Raw genomic sequence first — 17,815 nt, forward strand, 5'->3', positions numbered from 1 at the left:
AGGCAAAAAGCGCCTTCTGTCAGCGCTTGTCTTATGCTTGTCGGGGGCCCACAGGAGGTGGGTCAGGACGGCGTTGCCACAGGACGTGGCGAACATAGCCGTTCTACCTCTTTCAGGGCGCTTGCGCTTTTCTGGTAGAAAGTTTGGTGGAATGCGTGAATCAACGAAAAGGATTTGTATTTACTATTGTCGCGACGATTCTTGGCTTTATGCTTGCAATCCAATTTCAGACGATCAAGGAGCCGGAAATTCAGGAGACACGCGACACTTGGGAAATTCGGGGAGAGCTCCTGAATGAATTACAGACGCAATCCAAATTAGTAAAAGAAATCCGGGCCCTTGAGGAAAGCATTGCGGATTATAAAACTGACATGACTTCTTCGAAAGAGCAGGTTCTTAAAGAAACATTAGAAGATCTTAAGCAGGAAGCGGGATTGACGGCAGTCAAGGGTCCCGGAGTGGTATTGATAATTAAGCCTGTACCCGAAGCTATTGTCCTTGGTGAGGAAGTTAATAATATTTCACCAGAGCTGCTAAAGAGATTAATCAATGAATTGAATATGTATGATGCCGAGCATATTTCGGTAAATGGTCAAAGAGTTATCAACACCACTGTCATTCGTGATATAAATGGGCAGACAAAAATTGATGGATATCCGCTTACTGACTACCCAATCGAAATTAAGGTTATCGCAGAAGACTCGGTGAAGCTTAGCGACCGGCTGAAGGTTTCCGAATCGATAGAAGAATTTTTTATCGATAACCTGGAAGTGAATATTTCAAACCAGCCATCTGAAGTCACTATCCCGGCGTATAAGGAGTCTATAACAATCAGACATATGGAACCCGCCTTAGAGAGCGAAAAGGGAGGAAACACATAATGTGGCTGCCAATTTTCGGACTGTTGATAGGCGTCCTCCTCGGGCTGCTGACTGATCTCAAGATCCCTGTGGAATATTCGAATTATCTCTCCATTGCGGTGCTCGCTGCACTCGATACATTGTTTGGCGGCATAAGAGCGCATCTTCAAAATTTATATGATGAGAGAGTCTTTGTGTCAGGATTCTTTTTTAACATAATTTTGGCTGCAAGTTTAGCTTTTCTGGGCGTACATCTTGGTGTAGACTTGTATTTAGCTGCAATCTTTGCCTTTGGGGTCCGCTTATTTCAAAATATTGCAGTTATCCGGAGGATCCTTTTATCCAGGCAGCCGAAGAATGTGAAAAAACCTGAAAAAAGTTAACCGGTTTTAGAGGGAAAAAGAAGTACGTGACGAATAGTTTTCTATAGTAATTTGAATACTGTTATACTATTCTATATTAAAAGGTCATAAAAAATAAAAGTTTCATTTAAACTATTAAAAGTGTTAAAGGAGGTGCCATGGAATGAACAACAGTGAAATATACGTAAGTCTTGACATCGGTACATCCAGTGTGAAGGTAATCATTGGTGAAATGGTCAATGACACTTTAAATATTATCGGGGTTGGCAACGTAAAGTCAGATGGACTAAAAAAGGGGTCAATCGTTGATATAGATGAGACCGTTCATTCAATTCAAAGAGCAGTTGAACAGGCTGAAAGAATGATAGACATGGATATTAAGAAAGTAGTTGTGGGTATAAGCGGCAACCATGTTATGCTTCAGCCCTGCCATGGCGTAGTTGCTGTTTCAAGCGAAAATAAAGAAATTACTGAACATGATGTAATCAGGGTAAGGGAGGCAGCTGAGCTTCTCACTATTCCGGCTGACAGGGAAATCGTTGATGTTCTCCCGCTGTACTATAAGGTGGACGAGCTGGATGAAATCAACGATCCACGGGGAATGATCGGTGTCAGACTTGAGATGAGAGGCATACTTATTACTGCATTACGGTCATTATTACATAATACGCTGAGATGTGTGGAACGTGCCGGCCTTGAAATTACTGATATTGCATTGCAGCCGCTTGCTGCAGGTTCCCTGGTACTGTCCCGGGATGAAAAGGAACTGGGAGTAGCGCAGGTCGATATCGGCGGCGGTTCTACCACCCTCGCGATTTTTGAACAGGGCCACCTGAAACATACTACAGTTATACCGATTGGCGGAGAGACTATCACGAAGGATTTATCGATTGTTCTCCGCACGACTACGGAAGACGCTGAAAAAATTAAAGTTAAGCATGGACATGCCTTCTATGATGACGCTTCTGAAGATGAAGTGTTCAATGTTCCGATTATAGGAAGCGATCAGATGCAGACATGCAACCAGCTGATGATTTCTGAAATAGTAGAAGCAAGGATGACGGAAATTTTTGAGTTGGTACAGGATGAATTAAGCCGGCTAGGCTATGCAGATGTACCAGGGGGATTTGTCCTGACTGGCGGTGTAGTAAAAATGCCGGGAGTCCTTGAACTGGCCGGGTATGTGTTACAAAACCGTGTCCGTACGGCGGAGCCAAATTATATCGGTGTCCGCGAGCCGCAGTATACAACAGCGGTTGGTCTCATCAAGCATGCCTGCAAAAAGGCAAGGCTGCAGGCCGGTGGTCCACAGACTAGTTCTGTAGCCGCTGCTGCGGAGCGAAATGATCAGACTCATCAAAAACAGCCCCAAAGGCCAAAGGAAAGAACAGAACAGAAGCCGGTTGAAAAGGGCGATTCTAAATTTAAAAAGATATTGGGTTATTTTTTTGAATAAAAGGAACGTAAAAGGGAATTTCGTTTAATTAGGAGGATTATCATGTTAGAGTTTGATTCTAATTTAGATCAATTAGCTACGATTAAGGTAATCGGCGTCGGCGGCGGCGGAAACAATGCCGTGAACCGAATGATAGAGCATGGTGTACAAGGTGTTGAATACATTTCAGTTAATACAGATGCGCAGGCTCTTAATCTTTCAAAGGCTGAGATAAAAATGCAGATTGGCGGCAAGCTTACTCGCGGACTGGGAGCGGGTGCAAATCCGGAAGTCGGCAAAAAGGCTGCTGAAGAAAGTAAAGAACAGCTTGAGGAAGCATTGCGCGGAGCCGATATGGTATTCGTAACTGCTGGAATGGGCGGCGGTACAGGTACAGGTGCTGCTCCTGTTATTGCCCAGATTGCAAGAGACCTGGGAGCACTGACAGTTGGTGTCGTCACCCGCCCATTTACCTTTGAAGGCCGCAAACGGGCAACTCAGGCTCAGGGTGGAATTTCATCATTAAAAGAAGCGGTTGATACGCTAATTGTCATCCCGAATGACCGAATTCTGGAGATCGTTGACAAAAGTACGCCAATGCTTGAGGCTTTCCGTGAAGCAGATAACGTGCTCCGCCAAGGTGTTCAGGGTATTTCAGACCTAATTGCGACACCGGGATTGATTAACCTTGACTTTGCGGATGTTAAGACAATCATGTCCAACAAAGGATCTGCATTGATGGGTATCGGAATTGCCTCCGGAGAAAACCGTGCTGCGGAAGCAGCTAAAAAAGCTGTTTCCTCCCCGCTTCTTGAAACATCCATTGACGGCGCACAGGGCGTTCTGATGAATATTACCGGCGGTACAAATCTCAGCCTTTTTGAAGTCCAGGAAGCTGCAGACATTGTTGCGTCAGCTTCTGACCAGGACGTCAATATGATCTTCGGCTCCGTAATCAATGAAGCATTAAAGGATGAAATCGTGGTAACAGTAATCGCCACTGGTTTCAACGAAACAGAAGCTCCGGCTCGCCAGCCTAGGCCGTCATTTGGCCAGCAGTCCAGGCCGGCTGCTGCACCTCCAAAAAGGGAAGTTAAGCGGGAAGAGCCTGTAAGTGAACCGGTTCGCCATGTGAACAATGCAGAGGAAGCATTAGACATTCCAACATTCCTGCGCAACCGAAACAGAAGACGTTAATAATCATTCAAAACCTTGCCATTAGGCAAGGTTTTTTTGATGCGAAAGAAATTTATAAAAATACCATGCATTGAAATTTCGTAAGGAATTAAGTCTTTGGTGCTGCAATCCAGGCTATACCACGATTTTAAAAAGAATTCATTCAGCTCTTGCTTAGCTCTGCTAATATCTTTCTACAAAAAGGACAAAAATGTCTAAAAAACTCCCATAAATCCATGTCAAAAAGTGACACACTTCCAGTGGTCAGGTACGCTATACTTTTTTAAAAGAATAGGTTCCAATCTTATAAAAAAATACAGTCTACTCCAGCACCCAACATTTTTTCACAGAATGATATAGCTAGGACGAGTGTTTAGCCGGTCCTTTTAGAAGGCTGCTTATGTATTTCATGTTAATAGGATGTAATTGCAAGGAGGGGAATGCTTGACGCTTTATTTAGATGTAATATGGCTCTTGAACTGGTGTTTTGATTGCCTCCTCCTTTATTGGACGGCCATTCTGCTAAAAAGAAAGGTGAAAGGCTGGCGGATTATGATTGGGGGATTCATTGGGTCGCTGATTATCATTTTGGCATTTACACCGTACCAATGGCTGACGGGCGACCTTTTTGTGAAGTTGCTTTTTTCCTTCTTCATGATAATCACAGTTTTTGGCTTTGTCAGGCTTAGATTATTTTTAAAGGGTCTGTTGTTATTATATTTTATAACCTTCCTATCAGGCGGAGTGCTCCTTGGGCTGCATTATTTTTTCCAGTTTAATCCTTCGGCCCTTAATTCTGGCTTTATTCAAATGACGGCCGGATTTGGTGATCCGGCAAGCTGGATCTTTGTGCTGCTTGGTTTTCCTGCAGCATGGTATTTTTCAAAACGAAGCATCGATAATATTGAAATGGCTTCAATAGCCTTTGATCAATTGGTTACAGTAGCTATTAAGCTGAAAAACTGTGAATGGACGGTTACCGGGCTTGTCGATAGCGGGAACCAGCTGTATGATCCGATTTCCGGTTCCCCTGTCATGATTCTTTCGGTAAGGGGAATTGAAGAGGATTTACCCGAAAATGTATTAAGGATAATTGATGATGTTGATTCTTTTCTGTCAGGGGATGGCTCAATGGATGTTGAATGGGATGATCGGCTGCGAATTATCCCTTGTAAGGTAGTTGGTAATGATAAAGGACTTCTTGCCGCATTTAAAGCAGACTCTATCAGAGTTCACCAAGAGAATGGGATTCTTGACGCAACAAAGTCCCTCATCTCGTTTACTCGGCAGCAGCTGTCACCGGATGAGGCATATCAGGCGATCGTCCATCCTAAAATGCTTACCGGCACCAATATCAGAACTGCATCTTAAAGTGATTATTAAATCTATACTCAGCAATTAATAAAAATAGAAGGGAGAACCATCATGAAAAAATTTATCCTCCGCCTCACTTATTACTGGTATAAGCTATTATATAAATTTGGCCTGAAGTCAGACGAAATATTCTATATTGGGGGAAGTGAAGCTCTCCCGCCTCCGTTAAGCAAAGAGGAGGAAGAATTGCTAATTAATAAGCTTCCCGGCGGAGATGAAGCAGCCCGTGCTATTTTAATTGAAAGAAATCTGCGGCTGGTCGTGTATATTGCGAGGAAGTTTGAAAACACCGGAATCAATATCGAGGATTTAATTAGCATAGGAACGATTGGACTTATCAAAGCGGTGAATACATTCAACCCAGAGAAAAAGATAAAGCTTGCTACATATGCTTCACGCTGTATTGAAAACGAAATTCTAATGTATCTGAGAAGAAATAATAAAATTAGGTCAGAAGTTTCTTTTGATGAACCATTGAATATTGACTGGGATGGCAATGAACTTCTCCTCTCTGACGTATTGGGAACGGAAGAGGATATCATTACGAAGGATCTGGAAGCAAATGTTGACCGAAAGCTGTTAACTAAGGCATTGCATCAGCTTTCCGACCGGGAAAAGCAAATCATGGAACTTCGTTTTGGTCTTATTGGCGGAGAGGAAAAAACGCAAAAGGATGTTGCTGATATGCTCGGTATCTCCCAATCATATATATCGAGGCTGGAAAAAAGAATCATTAAAAGGCTGCGCAAGGAATTTAATAAAATGGTGTGAACCAACCAGGCAGCATCTGGTTTCTCATCAATTTTAAAAGGTTACTGAAGTGCAGCAGCTGGACGGGTCCGTACCCTTAATGCAAACCGTAGGAGCAGTAGGCCAGTGCCGTACAATAAAAAATTTTTAATAAAAAAATCCCATGATTATCAATATTCCGGGTACCTGTATTCCTTTTTTTGAAGACTACAGTACTGATACCGGGTGCATATTTTTTCCTCCCACGGAGATACTGTTTTTGAACAGCAGCTCCTGTGAGGAGGGAATAGATTGTCACGAAATAAAGTTGAAATCTGTGGTGTTGACACGTCGAAGTTGCCAGTTTTGAAAAACGATGAAATGCGAAAGCTTTTCAAGGAAATGCAAGAAGGCGATATTTCAGCAAGAGAAAAATTGGTGAACGGAAACCTCAGGCTTGTATTAAGCGTAATCCAGCGTTTTAACAACCGTGGTGAATTTGTCGATGACCTGTTTCAGGTCGGCTGTATTGGATTAATGAAATCCATTGATAATTTTGATCTAGGACAGAATGTCAAATTTTCTACGTATGCAGTGCCAATGATAATCGGTGAAATTAGAAGATACTTGCGAGATAACAATCCTATCCGTGTATCCCGGTCTTTACGTGACATTGCCTACAAAGCATTGCAGGTAAAGGAGAGGCTTATGAGCGAGACCTCCAGGGAACCAACTGCAATAGAGATCGCCAAAGTACTGGAAGTTCCGCATGAGGATATTGTTTTTGCACTTGATGCCATCCAAGATCCTGTATCTCTATTCGAACCGATATACAATGATGGCGGCGACCCAATCTATGTAATGGACCAGCTGAGTGATGAAAAAAATAAAGACAGCCAATGGATTGATGAAATTGCACTTAAAGAAGGCATGAGAAGGCTGAATGAAAGGGAAAAACTTATTCTTCGCAAACGGTTTTTCCAAGGTAAAACGCAAATGGAGGTTGCCGAAGAAATTGGAATTTCCCAGGCCCAGGTGTCACGTCTTGAAAAAGCAGCAATCAGGCAGATGAACAAAAATATACAACAGTAACTAATTTTAAACATAAAGTTTTCATAAAAGCACATAAAATTGTATGGAGCAACCCCTGTCATAGCTGGCAGGGGTTTTTGCATGAATTATTAAAATTGGAAAATCTAAACTTTTCCATGATAAATGAATACAAAAGCTAGAAATAGATACAGCGTACGAATTTAACTTCATCAATTGCAGGGATCGGGATACTTTGCCCCCTTTTCTACTGTTTCGGCTCTCTGCCCTTTTCCCATCAAATAAACAGCAAGCAGCAGGGCTTTAAGTAAACCGGAAAGGAAACCTTTCATGGTAAACCTTCCGGGTGCATATAGTTTAATTAAAATGATGCTTCAGGAGCTGGTAAACATGGTGAAAATATCAGAATTTCAGGTGAAGGAAGTTGTAAGTATTTCTGATGGGAAAATTTTAGGTAACATATCAGACCTGGTGATCAATGTTAGTAAAGGTACTATCGAAGCAATCGTTGTTTCAAACGGCGGGAAGGTGCTTGGCTTCTTTGGCAAGGATGAGGATGTCATTATACCGTGGCGGAAAATCCGGAAAATTGGGGCAGATGTGATACTAGTCGATCAATCGGCAGGATTGCTGACAACTGTGGAAAACAAATAGTGATCAGCATTTTTGTAAGAGAGGTATAGCATCGATTACTAAAAAGGAGCGTTTTGAGTGGGTAATATGTTACACTTATAAAAAAACTCTGAGGTAGGACAATGAACGAACCTTTTGTAAAGGAAAGTAAACAGCTTTTATTAATAGAGCCTTGGATGGATAGTAACCCGTTATTAACTGCGGGCTTTACGACAAAAAACGGCGGGCATGGCAAGGGACATTTTGAAAGCTTAAACCTAGGTTTTCACGTAAACGATATTTTGGAAGATGTTATTTCCAACAGGGAAACCGTTGCAGGCAATCTTTCTTTCCCTTTAAGCTGCTGGACAGGTGCTGAGCAGACCCATGAAGTCAAAGTGGTGAAAGTTACATCAAAAGAAAAAGGCATGGGCTCAAGGGACTATTCTTCAAGCCTAAAAGGAACAGATGGATTGTATACAGAAAAGTCAGGGATCCTATTAACCCTTTGCTTCGCTGACTGTGTACCCCTTTATTTTTATTCTTCTTCCAGTCGGCATATTGGAGTTGCGCATGCCGGCTGGAAAGGCACAGTTAATGGCATAGCGGCAGAAATGGTCGAGAAATGGCAGGCTGAGGGAATCCACGCTGATGATATCCATGCAGTTATAGGGCCCTCCATTTGTGGAGATTGTTATGTGGTGGATGACAGAGTCATTCAATTTGTCGAAATTAGACTGGAAGAAATGGACAAAAAACCCTATAATCGAATCAGAGAGGGACAATATCAGCTCGATTTAAAAAAATTAAATGAATTGATTTTGCAAAAAGCAGGCGTTCCTCCAGCCCAAATACAAGTATCCAGGTTTTGTACCAGCTGCAATAGCGATCTGTTTTTCTCACATCGAAAAGATTCTGGAAAAACTGGCCGCATGATGAGCTTCATTGGCTGGAAGGAGGATTAGTGTAAAAGTGAAGGTTGCAGACAATTTAAACAACATCAAGAACAAGATAGAAGAAGCATGTGAAATGTGTGGCCGTACTCCTGAAGAAATTAAAATTGTAGCAGTGACAAAATACGTTTCAACTGAACGGGCTGCTGAAGCTCTGGAAGCAGGCATAACTGATTTTGGCGAAAACCGTGATGAGGGGTTATTGGCAAAATATGAACACCTGGGGGACAAGCCAGTATGGCACTTTATTGGTACTCTGCAAACAAGGAAGGTAAAAAATATCATCGGCATAGCTGATTATATCCATTCGCTGGACCGTGTGTCACTGGCCGAGGAAATCCAAAAGCGTGCCCATACTCCGGTTAAATGCTTTGTCCAGGTGAATGCTTCTGGAGAAGAGTCAAAACATGGTATTTCGCCTGATGAGGCCTTATATTTTATCAAAGAGCTAAGCGGTTTTGATAATATTATTATCGAGGGACTTATGACAATGGCTCCACTTACAGAAGAGGAAGGTATTATCCGATCCGCCTTCCGAAAACTGAAAAAGCTTCAGCAGGAAATTCAGGCTGCCGGCCTAAAGAACGCACCGTGCAGGGAGCTTTCGATGGGAATGAGCAATGATTTCATGATAGCCATTGAAGAAGGAGCTACATTTATTCGAATAGGAACCGCATTAGTGGGTGAAGATTCTTAAGGAGGTGCCATAATGACAATCGTATCAAAGATTAAATCATTTTTCGCACTTGATGATGAATATGAATATAAAGAAATAATCGAAGACGAACAGGTACCGGAACAAAAGCCTGCCAAAGCCGTTTCCAGACAGGCTCAGCAGCCTCCGCAGAATGTTGTCAGCCTGCAGAGCGTTCAGAAGTCCTCAAAGGTTGTATTGCTGGAACCGAGGGTATATTCTGAGGCACAGGATGTTGCAGACCATTTGAAAAACCGCAGGGCAGTTGTAGTTAATCTGCAAAGGATCGAACATGACCAGGCGAAAAGAATTGTAGATTTTTTAAGCGGAACCGTTTATGCAATCAGCGGTGATATACAAAAAATCGGCACGGATATTTTTCTGTGCACACCTGAAAATGTCGATGTTTCCGGTAATATTACCGGCCTTTCGAATGATGAATATGAAGAATTGAGGTGGTAATTAGAACATGTACTTTGTTGTCCAGATACTTTTACAATTGATTGAAATATACTCGTATGCGTTAATTATTTATATTTTAATGTCATGGTTTCCAAATGCCCGTGAATCCGCGATTGGGCAGTTTCTCGGGAAAATTTGCGAGCCCTATTTGGAAGTTTTCCGCCGGTTTATCCCCTCTATCGGGATGATTGACATTTCGCCGATTGTTGCCTTCTTTGTCTTGAACCTGGCATCCAGGGGGCTGCATGACCTTTATTTCATTGTCCAGGGAATGCTACAATAGGCTATTTTATTGAGGGGGTCTTTTTGATCCCTTTTTATTTTTTTATAAGTATATACTTTTACTCATAGAACCATTGGACAGCGCGAACGAGCGTTCCTGCCGGGATAACTGTGTTTCGGGAATAAAAAGCCAGGCAGTTTTTCGCGATTGGAGCAAGTGGCGTTGTCATAGAATTTGCTCTGATCAAATAAGGAGTGAAATTAATGAGCATTTATCAGCATTTCCGGCCTGAGGAAAAAGAATTTATTGACCAGTCTCACAATATAAAGGAACAGGTGAAGAACTCCTATTCACCCAAGCTAACGGACTTTCTTGATCCAAGGGAGCAGCAGATTATGATTGCAATCGCAGGAAACGATGCAGAGGTCAAGCTGGAGTTTTTTGGCGGTGGAGAGTATGCTGAGCGGAAAAGGGCATTGCTATACCCAGATTATTTCATCCCGGAAAAAGAAGATTTTCAAATTGTCCTTTTTGAACTTATATACCCAAAAAAATTCATAGCTATGGAGCATCGGCAGGTACTTGGAACACTGATGTCACTCGGGCTGAAGCGCGAAAAATTCGGCGATGTTTTGATTTCAGGGGATTCAGTCCAAATCGTCGCAGCAAAAGAAATTGAAAATTATTTGCTGGCCAATCTTGATAAAGTCGGCAAGTCAGCAGTTTCTTTAAAGGAACAGACAATTGGAAAAATTATACAGGCAGAGGAAAAGTGGGAAGAAATGATTACCACGGTTAGTTCAATGAGACTGGATGTGGTCCTTTCAAGCCTCTTAAACCTGTCCCGAGAAAAAACAAAGGCTTTAATTGTATCCGGTAAGGTGAAGCTGAATTTTAAAGAGGAAGATAATAGTTCTGAAGAATGCAGAGAAGGGGACATTTTGTCAGTTCGTGGCTTTGGGCGCTGCAAAATTCTGTCGATTGATGGCAAAACAAAGAAGGATAAATGGAGAATCACTGCTGGACGCCAAAAATAATTGAAGAAATAGAAGGATTTACAAAATCACTGTCGAAACGTACTATAGATAATATAGAAAATAAAGTACATCTGGAATGTGTACTTGTGTCTAGCCCAAGCAGCTCTAGCAGATTTTTTTCCGAAAAAGACCATATGTGCTGGGCAAATGTTAAAACTGTCAGGATAAGGACGATAAGTGTAAGTAAGGTATCTTAGCTGATGCCATTTTGACAGGATGCTCCGCGCTTTTCTAAATTTTTATGGAGGTGCTTTATGCCTTTAACCCCTTTGGATATACATAATAAGGAATTCAGCAAAGGATTCCGCGGGTATGATGAGGATGAAGTAAATGAATTTCTTGACCAAATTATAAAGGATTACGAATTGCTTCTTCGTGAGAAGAAAGAGCTTGAAGAGAAATTAAATGATATGCATGATAAGCTTGGCCATTTTACAGTGATTGAGGAAACGCTGAATAAGTCGATTATAGTTGCACAGGAAGCTGCTGAGGAAGTAAGGCGAAATGCCCAAAAGGAAGCTAAGTTGATTGTTAAAGAAGCAGAAAAGAATGCCGATCGGATCGTAAATGAGTCGCTTTCAAAGGCAAGGAAAATAGCCCTTGATATTGAAGAACTCAAAAAGCAATCCAAGGTTTTCCGGACTCGTTTCAAGATGCTGGTAGAGGCACAGCTGGATTTACTGGACAATGATGACTGGGACCATTTGCTTGAGTATGAATTGGATGCTACTGAATTAAACCCTGTAGAACAGGAATAAGCTTGGGGACTTTTGGCTGTAGAGTTATGAAGCAGTCGGTTTATCCGGTTGAGTGACTTGACGCTAACAACATTTTTCGCATATAATCTTTTAATAACATAACATTCATATTTTTAAAACGATGACAGGGACAGTACATGACTTATCCCGCCTATAGCAAAAGGACATTACCCTTTCGAAAAGCGAGCCGGGGACGGTGGAAGCCCGGTATAGGCAAAGCTATGGAAGATCACCCTGGAGTTCTGAGTTGAACATTGATAAATCAGTAAACGAAGCGTCGCCATTCACGTTACGAATGTAAGAGAGGACAAAAAGCATTTGGCTTGTTGTCTAGCAAGGGTGGTACCGCGGGAAAAGGATCTGTAAGCCTTCTCGTCCCTATTCAGGGATGAGAAGGCTTTTTTGTGTGTGAAAATGTTTTCTTATTGGTGACAAATGAATGTTAATTAAAACGGAGGAATTGAAATGGAGTATAAAGATACGCTGTTAATGCCAAAAACAGAATTCCCAATGCGTGGAAATCTGCCGAAAAGAGAACCTGAAATCCAGGAATCATGGGACAAAATGGACATCTATCGAAAAGTACAGGAGCATACAAAGGGACGGCCATTGTTCGTTCTTCATGATGGACCTCCGTACGCTAACGGTGACATCCATATGGGGCATGCTCTAAATAAAATTCTGAAAGACTTTATCGTGAGATATAAATCAATGAACGGGTTCCACGCTCCGTATGTACCTGGCTGGGATACTCATGGATTGCCAATCGAAACAGCCTTGGCTAAAAAAGGCGTTAAACGTAAAGAAATGAGTGTTGCTGAATTCCGCAAGCTTTGTGAGCAATACGCTTATGAGCAGATTGACAATCAGCGTGAGCAGTTTAAGCGCCTTGGCGTTCGCGGCGACTGGGAAAATCCGTATATTACGCTTAAACCGGAGTATGAGGCCCAACAAATTAAGGTTTTCGGTGACATGGCGAAAAAAGGCTATATTTATAAAGGGAAAAAACCAGTCTATTGGTCACCTTCCAGTGAATCAGCCCTTGCAGAAGCAGAAATCGAATACTATGACAAACGTTCTGCCTCCATTTATGTCAGTTTTGAAGTTACCAATGGTAAAGGTGTTGTCGAAGAGGGTGTAAATATCGTTATCTGGACGACGACTCCGTGGACAATTCCAGCAAACCTTGGAATTTCGCTTCACCCAGAGCTTATCTATGTAACTGTAGAAGAAGCAGGCAAGAAATATATTGTGGCTGAAGGTCTTTTAGAGTCAGTCACGCAAGCTGTTGGCTGGGAGAATCCAACTGTTGTTGCAAAAAACAAAGGCAGCGAATTAGACAGAATCATAGCGAAGCATCCATTATTCGACAGGGAGTCATTAGTAATGCTTGGCGAGCATGTAACTCTAGATGCAGGTACAGGATGTGTTCATACAGCTCCGGGCCACGGGGAAGACGACTTCATTGTCGGCCAAAAATACGGGCTGGACGTTTTATGCCCAGTTGATGAAAAAGGCTATATGACTAATGAAGCGGGAGAATTCGAGGGGCTATTTTATGACGAAGCAAACAAGCCGATCTCTGAGCGGCTTAAGGAAGCAGGAGCGCTTCTAAGTCTGTCATTCATCACACACTCATATCCGCACGATTGGCGTACAAAAAAGCCAACGATCTTCCGTGCGACAGCGCAGTGGTTTGCATCGATCAAGGATTTCCGCGCGGACCTGTTAAAAGCTATTGAAGAAACAAAATGGGTTCCGGCCTGGGGTGAAACCCGCCTGTTCAACATGGTACGTGACCGCGGCGACTGGTGTATCTCACGCCAGAGGGCATGGGGCGTTCCAATCCCAGTCTTTTACGCTGAAAACGGAGACTCCATTATTACTGATGAAACTATTGATCATGTTTCAAACCTGTTCCGCGAGCATGGCTCCAATGTCTGGTTTGAACGAGAAGCTAAAAACCTGCTTCCGGAAGGCTTTACCCATGAGGGCAGCCCGAATGGCCATTTTACAAAAGAAACAGATATCATGGATGTTTGGTTCGATTCCGGTTCATCACATCAGGCTGTTTTGGAAGAGCGCCCAGACCTGCAAAGACCTGCAGATTTATATTTGGAAGGGTCCGACCAATACCGCGGCTGGTTCAACTCTTCGCTTTCAACAGCAGTTGCCGTTACAGGAAAAGCGCCATATAAAGGCGTGTTGAGCCACGGGTTTGCATTGGATGGCGAAGGCCGGAAAATGAGTAAATCCCTTGGAAATGTAGTTGTGCCGTCGAAGGTCATGAACCAGCTTGGTGCAGACATTCTCCGTCTTTGGGTAGCATCTGTTGACTATCAATCAGATGTTCGTGTATCCGATGCAATCTTAAAGCAGGTAGCTGAGGTGTACCGTAAAATCCGGAATACATTCCGATTCCTTTTGGGAACTCTGCACGATTTTAATGCGGAAACGGACGCTGTAGCATTTAGCCAACTGCAGGAAGTTGACCAGTATATGCTAGTTAGGCTTAACAAACTAGTGAAAAATGTGAAGCTGGCATATGAAAGATATGAATTTGCAAACATTTATCATCTTGTGAACAACTTCTGTACACTTGATTTAAGCGCATTCTACCTTGATTACGCCAAGGATATTTTATACTGTGAAGCACCGGATGATGTAAGACGCAGATCTATCCAAACGGTATTATCAGAAACGCTTCTTTCACTCACTAAGCTCGTATCACCAATCCTGTCCCATACAGCAGATGAGGTTTGGTCATTCCTGCCCGGCGTACAAGAGGAGAGTATTCAGCTTACTTTAATGCCAGAAGAGCGCGAGATTGAAAATGCTGTGCAGCTGGAAGAAAAATGGAGCGCGTTCATGGATCTTAGAGATGAAGTTCTCAAAGCGTTAGAGGAAGCAAGGAACGCAAAGGTTATCGGAAAATCTCTTAACGCTAAAGTCTCTGTCTACGTTGATGACAAAACAAAAACGTTGCTTGATAGCATTAACGAAAGCCTTGAACAGCTGTTTATTGTTTCTGATTTTGAAGTGGCGGGAAGCAAAGGAGACGCACCTGCAGACTCGCTGCAATTAGAGCGTGCTGCAATCGTGGTAACAAAAGCTGAAGGAGAAATTTGCGAGCGCTGCTGGAATGTTTCTAAGGAAGTCGGCAATGTCGAGTCTCATCCAACCCTTTGCCCTCGCTGTGCAACTGTAGTGGAAGAGAATTACGCTAATAGTTTGTAAAATATTTCACTCTGCTAAATTAAATTTAGCAGTGACGAAGGGAGCCTTTTATAACTCGGCTCCCTTTATTTTGTTAAGAAATATATAAATGATGGGGACTAAATGTCAGCATAACGTAAAGCGACTTTTTTTACGACAATATTCAATGGCGGAAGTTTCATACCCACGAATTAAAGCGGCAGCTTTTTCAAGACGGCCACAATTTATTCTATTTTCTAATTTTCTGAATGTAGGCCGGGATGGAAAACTTGCAATGTGTGCTGTGCATTAAAATATGTAATATGCTACAATTCAAGAAAAGATTAGTGTATGAGTTGGGGGAAGCTTTGTGTTATATTATTTTATTGCTCTGATTGTGATTGCTCTGGATCAATTCACGAAGATGCTGATTGTTAAAAAGATGGAGCTGGGGGAGAGCATCCCGGTCGTTGAAAATCTCTTTTACATAACTTCCCATCGTAACCGTGGTGCCGCTTGGGGAATCCTTGAAGGTAAGATGTGGTTTTTTTATATCATAACTGTTGTGGTTGTAGCCGGTTTGATATATTACATTCAGAAAATGGCAAAGCAGCACTGGCTTCTTGGCATTTCTCTAGGCCTGATGCTTGGCGGGGCAATCGGGAACTTTATTGACCGTGTTTTCCGAAAAGAAGTGGTCGATTTTATCCATACATATATATTCAGCTATAATTTTCCGGTGTTTAATATTGCGGATGCTGCACTGTCAATTGGGGTAGCAATGCTTGTTATTTACATGCTTTTTGAAGAAAAATTGGTGAAGGGGCAAAAAACAAATGAGTAATTTTCAGCATAGAGTGCTTGAAGAGGAAAACGGGCTTAGAATTGATAAAGTGCTGTCCACCTTAAATGAAGAGTGGTCGAGAACCCAGGTTCAGCAATGGATCAAGGAAAGCCATGTTCTTGTAAACAGTTCAGCAGTAAAAACGAACTATAAATGCAGCACAGGAGACGAAATTGAGCTTGTAATACCGGAACCTGAAGACCTGGATGTAGAAGCGGAGGAAATGAATCTTGATATTTATTACGAGGACGGCGACGTACTTGTGGTAAACAAGCCCAGCGGAATGGTTGTCCACCCGGCACCTGGCCATACTTCCGGAACCCTTGTAAATGGCTTAATGGCCCACTGTAAGGATCTTTCTGGCATAAATGGAGTTATGCGGCCTGGAATTGTCCATCGGATCGATAAGGATACGTCTGGATTACTAATGGTTGCTAAAAACGATATGGCCCATGAAAGCCTTGTACAGCAGCTGGTTGATAAAACTGTGACCCGAAAATACAGGGCTATCGTCCACGGTGTTATACCACACGATTACGGTACGATAGACGCGCCAATCGGCCGGGATAAAAAAGACCGCCAGAGCATGACCGTTACAGAAGAAAACGCTAAAAATGCGGTTACTCACTTCCGGGTGCTGGAACGTTTTGAAAACTTTTCCTTTGTGGAGTGCCAGCTTGAAACAGGGAGGACACATCAGATCCGTGTCCATATGAAATATATCGGTTTTCCTCTTGCTGGAGATCCAAAATACGGTCCAAGAAAAACTCTTGATATTGACGGACAGGCCCTCCATGCCGGGGTGCTCGGTTTTATCCACCCTCGAACGAAGGAATATTTGGAATTTGAGGCACCCCTTCCGCAGGAGTTTGAAGATCTGCTCGACAAACTTCGCCATAAGCGTTGACAAACCGCCTATCTTTCTGTAAGATGGGTTTAGCTTAATAAGAACCTTTAATACAGTCCCGTGAGGCTGAGAAGGAAACGGATTTTTATGGACAGCAGTGCTGTGGGTATTGAACAGACCCATAACTGCTCAGGACTATCTGTATCCTCCTGCTGAGCGGCGGGAGGATTTTTTCTGAATAAAAAAGTTATAATTTTTTTAAACAAGTACAGATGTCTAGCTCCAGCACCCACCCCCGAGGCACAGGATGTGCTAGTGCCTGCGTCGACGTTTGGTACAGGACGTACCAGAACTTAGTCGACGTTGCTCTGTCAGGGCGCTTGCGCTTTTCTAAATTCCGTTTCGATCCGGATGAGAAAGGATGAAACAAATGGTTGAAAAAGCAGTAGTTTTGGATGAACAGGCAATTAGAAGAGCTTTAACAAGAATTGCCCACGAAATAATTGAGAAAAATAAGGGTATTGATAACTGCGTTATAGTCGGTATCAAGACAAGAGGCATTTTCCTTGCGAACAGGCTTGCCAAAAGAATCGAACAGATTGAAGGCAAGAAGGTTGAGGTTGGAGAGCTTGATATCACTCTATACAGGGATGACCTTTCCATGAAAACGACTGACGGAGATCCTTTAGTAAAAGGGTCGGACATCCCGGCAGATATAACAAATAAGAAAGTAATATTAGTTGATGATGTCCTTTTTACCGGCAGGACAGTCAGGGCTGCTCTGGATGCTCTGGTCGATATCGGAAGACCGGCACATATTCAGCTTGCGGTACTTGTGGACAGGGGACACCGGGAATTGCCGATTCGCGCTGATTATGTTGGAAAGAACGTGCCAACCTCTCTGCACGAAAAAATATCAGTTTCACTGATTGAAATAGACTCAGAAGACCAAGTAAGCATTTTAGAAAAGTAAATAACCACCCTTTTAACAAGCAGTCCCGAGAGGCTGACAAGGGGGAGGCAGACGAGAGCGGCAAAAGGCCGACGGTGCCCTCCTTTTCCCTCTGACAATGAGGGTTTTCTTATTTAGATAAGAAAGTGTATCTTGCTTAACTAGTACAGATATCTAGCTTCAGCGCCCAGCCCAGACGCACAGGTAGTGACGAGCCGTTCTCTATTTGCCAGGGTGCTTGCGCTTTTAAGA

At 42.8% G+C, this 17,815-nt stretch carries 18 protein-coding genes; all 18 read left to right on the forward strand.

Annotation, left to right across the window (positions count from 1 at the left end; translation table 11 throughout):
* Positions 1-155: 155 nt before the first annotated feature.
* The 18 genes from D0469_RS19730 (at position 156) to pyrR (ending at position 17,584) form a co-directional block, all read left to right on the forward strand.
* Entirely contained in the window at positions 156-881 is a 726-nt protein-coding gene (locus D0469_RS19730; RefSeq protein WP_117328434.1) for a DUF881 domain-containing protein, read from the forward strand.
* Entirely contained in the window at positions 881-1,243 is a 363-nt protein-coding gene (locus D0469_RS19735; RefSeq protein WP_117328435.1) for a small basic family protein, read from the forward strand. Before D0469_RS19730 ends, D0469_RS19735 begins: the two co-directional genes overlap by 1 nt.
* A 142-nt stretch (positions 1,244-1,385) precedes the next feature.
* Complete coding sequence (gene ftsA / locus D0469_RS19740) at positions 1,386-2,678, forward strand: cell division protein FtsA (protein WP_117328436.1); 1,293 nt, start codon at positions 1,386-1,388, stop codon at positions 2,676-2,678.
* A 42-nt stretch (positions 2,679-2,720) separates the two neighbouring features.
* On the forward strand, positions 2,721-3,854 hold the full coding sequence (gene ftsZ, locus D0469_RS19745) for a cell division protein FtsZ (RefSeq protein WP_117328437.1): 1,134 nt from the start codon (positions 2,721-2,723) through the stop codon (positions 3,852-3,854).
* A 423-nt stretch (positions 3,855-4,277) separates the two neighbouring features.
* The gene (spoIIGA, locus tag D0469_RS19750) at positions 4,278-5,204 is read left to right on the forward strand and encodes a sigma-E processing peptidase SpoIIGA (protein WP_117328438.1); all 927 of its coding nucleotides are present in this window, start codon (positions 4,278-4,280) and stop codon (positions 5,202-5,204) included.
* Between the two features lie 54 nt (positions 5,205-5,258).
* Positions 5,259-5,978 (forward strand): RNA polymerase sporulation sigma factor SigE, encoded by a 720-nt coding sequence (gene sigE / locus D0469_RS19755; protein WP_117328439.1) that lies wholly within the window; start codon positions 5,259-5,261, stop codon positions 5,976-5,978.
* 270 nt (positions 5,979-6,248) lie between these two features.
* The gene (sigG, locus tag D0469_RS19760) at positions 6,249-7,028 is read left to right on the forward strand and encodes an RNA polymerase sporulation sigma factor SigG (RefSeq protein WP_101593639.1); all 780 of its coding nucleotides are present in this window, start codon (positions 6,249-6,251) and stop codon (positions 7,026-7,028) included.
* A 348-nt stretch (positions 7,029-7,376) separates the two neighbouring features.
* Positions 7,377-7,640, forward strand: a complete 264-nt coding sequence (locus D0469_RS19765) for a YlmC/YmxH family sporulation protein (protein ID WP_117328485.1) — start codon at positions 7,377-7,379, stop codon at positions 7,638-7,640.
* 101 nt (positions 7,641-7,741) lie between these two features.
* On the forward strand, positions 7,742-8,563 hold the full coding sequence (pgeF, locus tag D0469_RS19770; protein WP_117328440.1) for a peptidoglycan editing factor PgeF: 822 nt from the start codon (positions 7,742-7,744) through the stop codon (positions 8,561-8,563).
* 7 nt (positions 8,564-8,570) lie between these two features.
* Positions 8,571-9,248, forward strand: coding sequence for a YggS family pyridoxal phosphate-dependent enzyme (locus D0469_RS19775; RefSeq protein ID WP_117328441.1), 678 nt, complete (start codon positions 8,571-8,573; stop codon positions 9,246-9,248).
* Between the two features lie 12 nt (positions 9,249-9,260).
* Complete coding sequence (locus D0469_RS19780; protein ID WP_117328442.1) at positions 9,261-9,707, forward strand: cell division protein SepF; 447 nt, start codon at positions 9,261-9,263, stop codon at positions 9,705-9,707.
* 7 nt (positions 9,708-9,714) lie between these two features.
* Entirely contained in the window at positions 9,715-9,990 is a 276-nt protein-coding gene (locus D0469_RS19785) for a YggT family protein (protein ID WP_117328443.1), read from the forward strand.
* A gap of 203 nt (positions 9,991-10,193) precedes the next feature.
* Positions 10,194-10,967 (forward strand): YlmH family RNA-binding protein, encoded by a 774-nt coding sequence (locus D0469_RS19790; RefSeq protein WP_117328444.1) that lies wholly within the window; start codon positions 10,194-10,196, stop codon positions 10,965-10,967.
* Between the two features lie 254 nt (positions 10,968-11,221).
* Complete coding sequence (locus tag D0469_RS19795) at positions 11,222-11,725, forward strand: DivIVA domain-containing protein (RefSeq protein WP_117328445.1); 504 nt, start codon at positions 11,222-11,224, stop codon at positions 11,723-11,725.
* Positions 11,726-12,190: 465 nt separating this feature from the next.
* A complete protein-coding gene (gene ileS / locus D0469_RS19800; RefSeq protein WP_117328446.1) occupies positions 12,191-14,962 on the forward strand; it encodes an isoleucine--tRNA ligase in 2,772 nt (923 codons plus the stop codon).
* Positions 14,963-15,290: 328 nt separating this feature from the next.
* Positions 15,291-15,764: a signal peptidase II gene (gene lspA, locus D0469_RS19805; protein WP_117328447.1), complete on the forward strand. Its 474-nt coding sequence runs from the start codon at positions 15,291-15,293 to the stop codon at positions 15,762-15,764.
* A complete protein-coding gene (locus D0469_RS19810; RefSeq protein ID WP_117328448.1) occupies positions 15,757-16,671 on the forward strand; it encodes an RluA family pseudouridine synthase in 915 nt (304 codons plus the stop codon). Before lspA ends, D0469_RS19810 begins: the two co-directional genes overlap by 8 nt.
* Before the next feature lie 370 nt (positions 16,672-17,041).
* Positions 17,042-17,584 carry a bifunctional pyr operon transcriptional regulator/uracil phosphoribosyltransferase PyrR gene (pyrR, locus tag D0469_RS19815; protein WP_117328449.1) on the forward strand — a complete coding sequence of 181 codons (543 nt, stop codon included), beginning with the start codon at positions 17,042-17,044 and terminating at the stop codon, positions 17,582-17,584.
* The last annotated feature ends 231 nt before the right edge of the window (positions 17,585-17,815 follow it).

This window comes from Peribacillus saganii (genome assembly GCF_003429095.1).
GTDB classification, from domain to species: domain Bacteria; phylum Bacillota; class Bacilli; order Bacillales; family DSM-1321; genus Peribacillus; species Peribacillus saganii.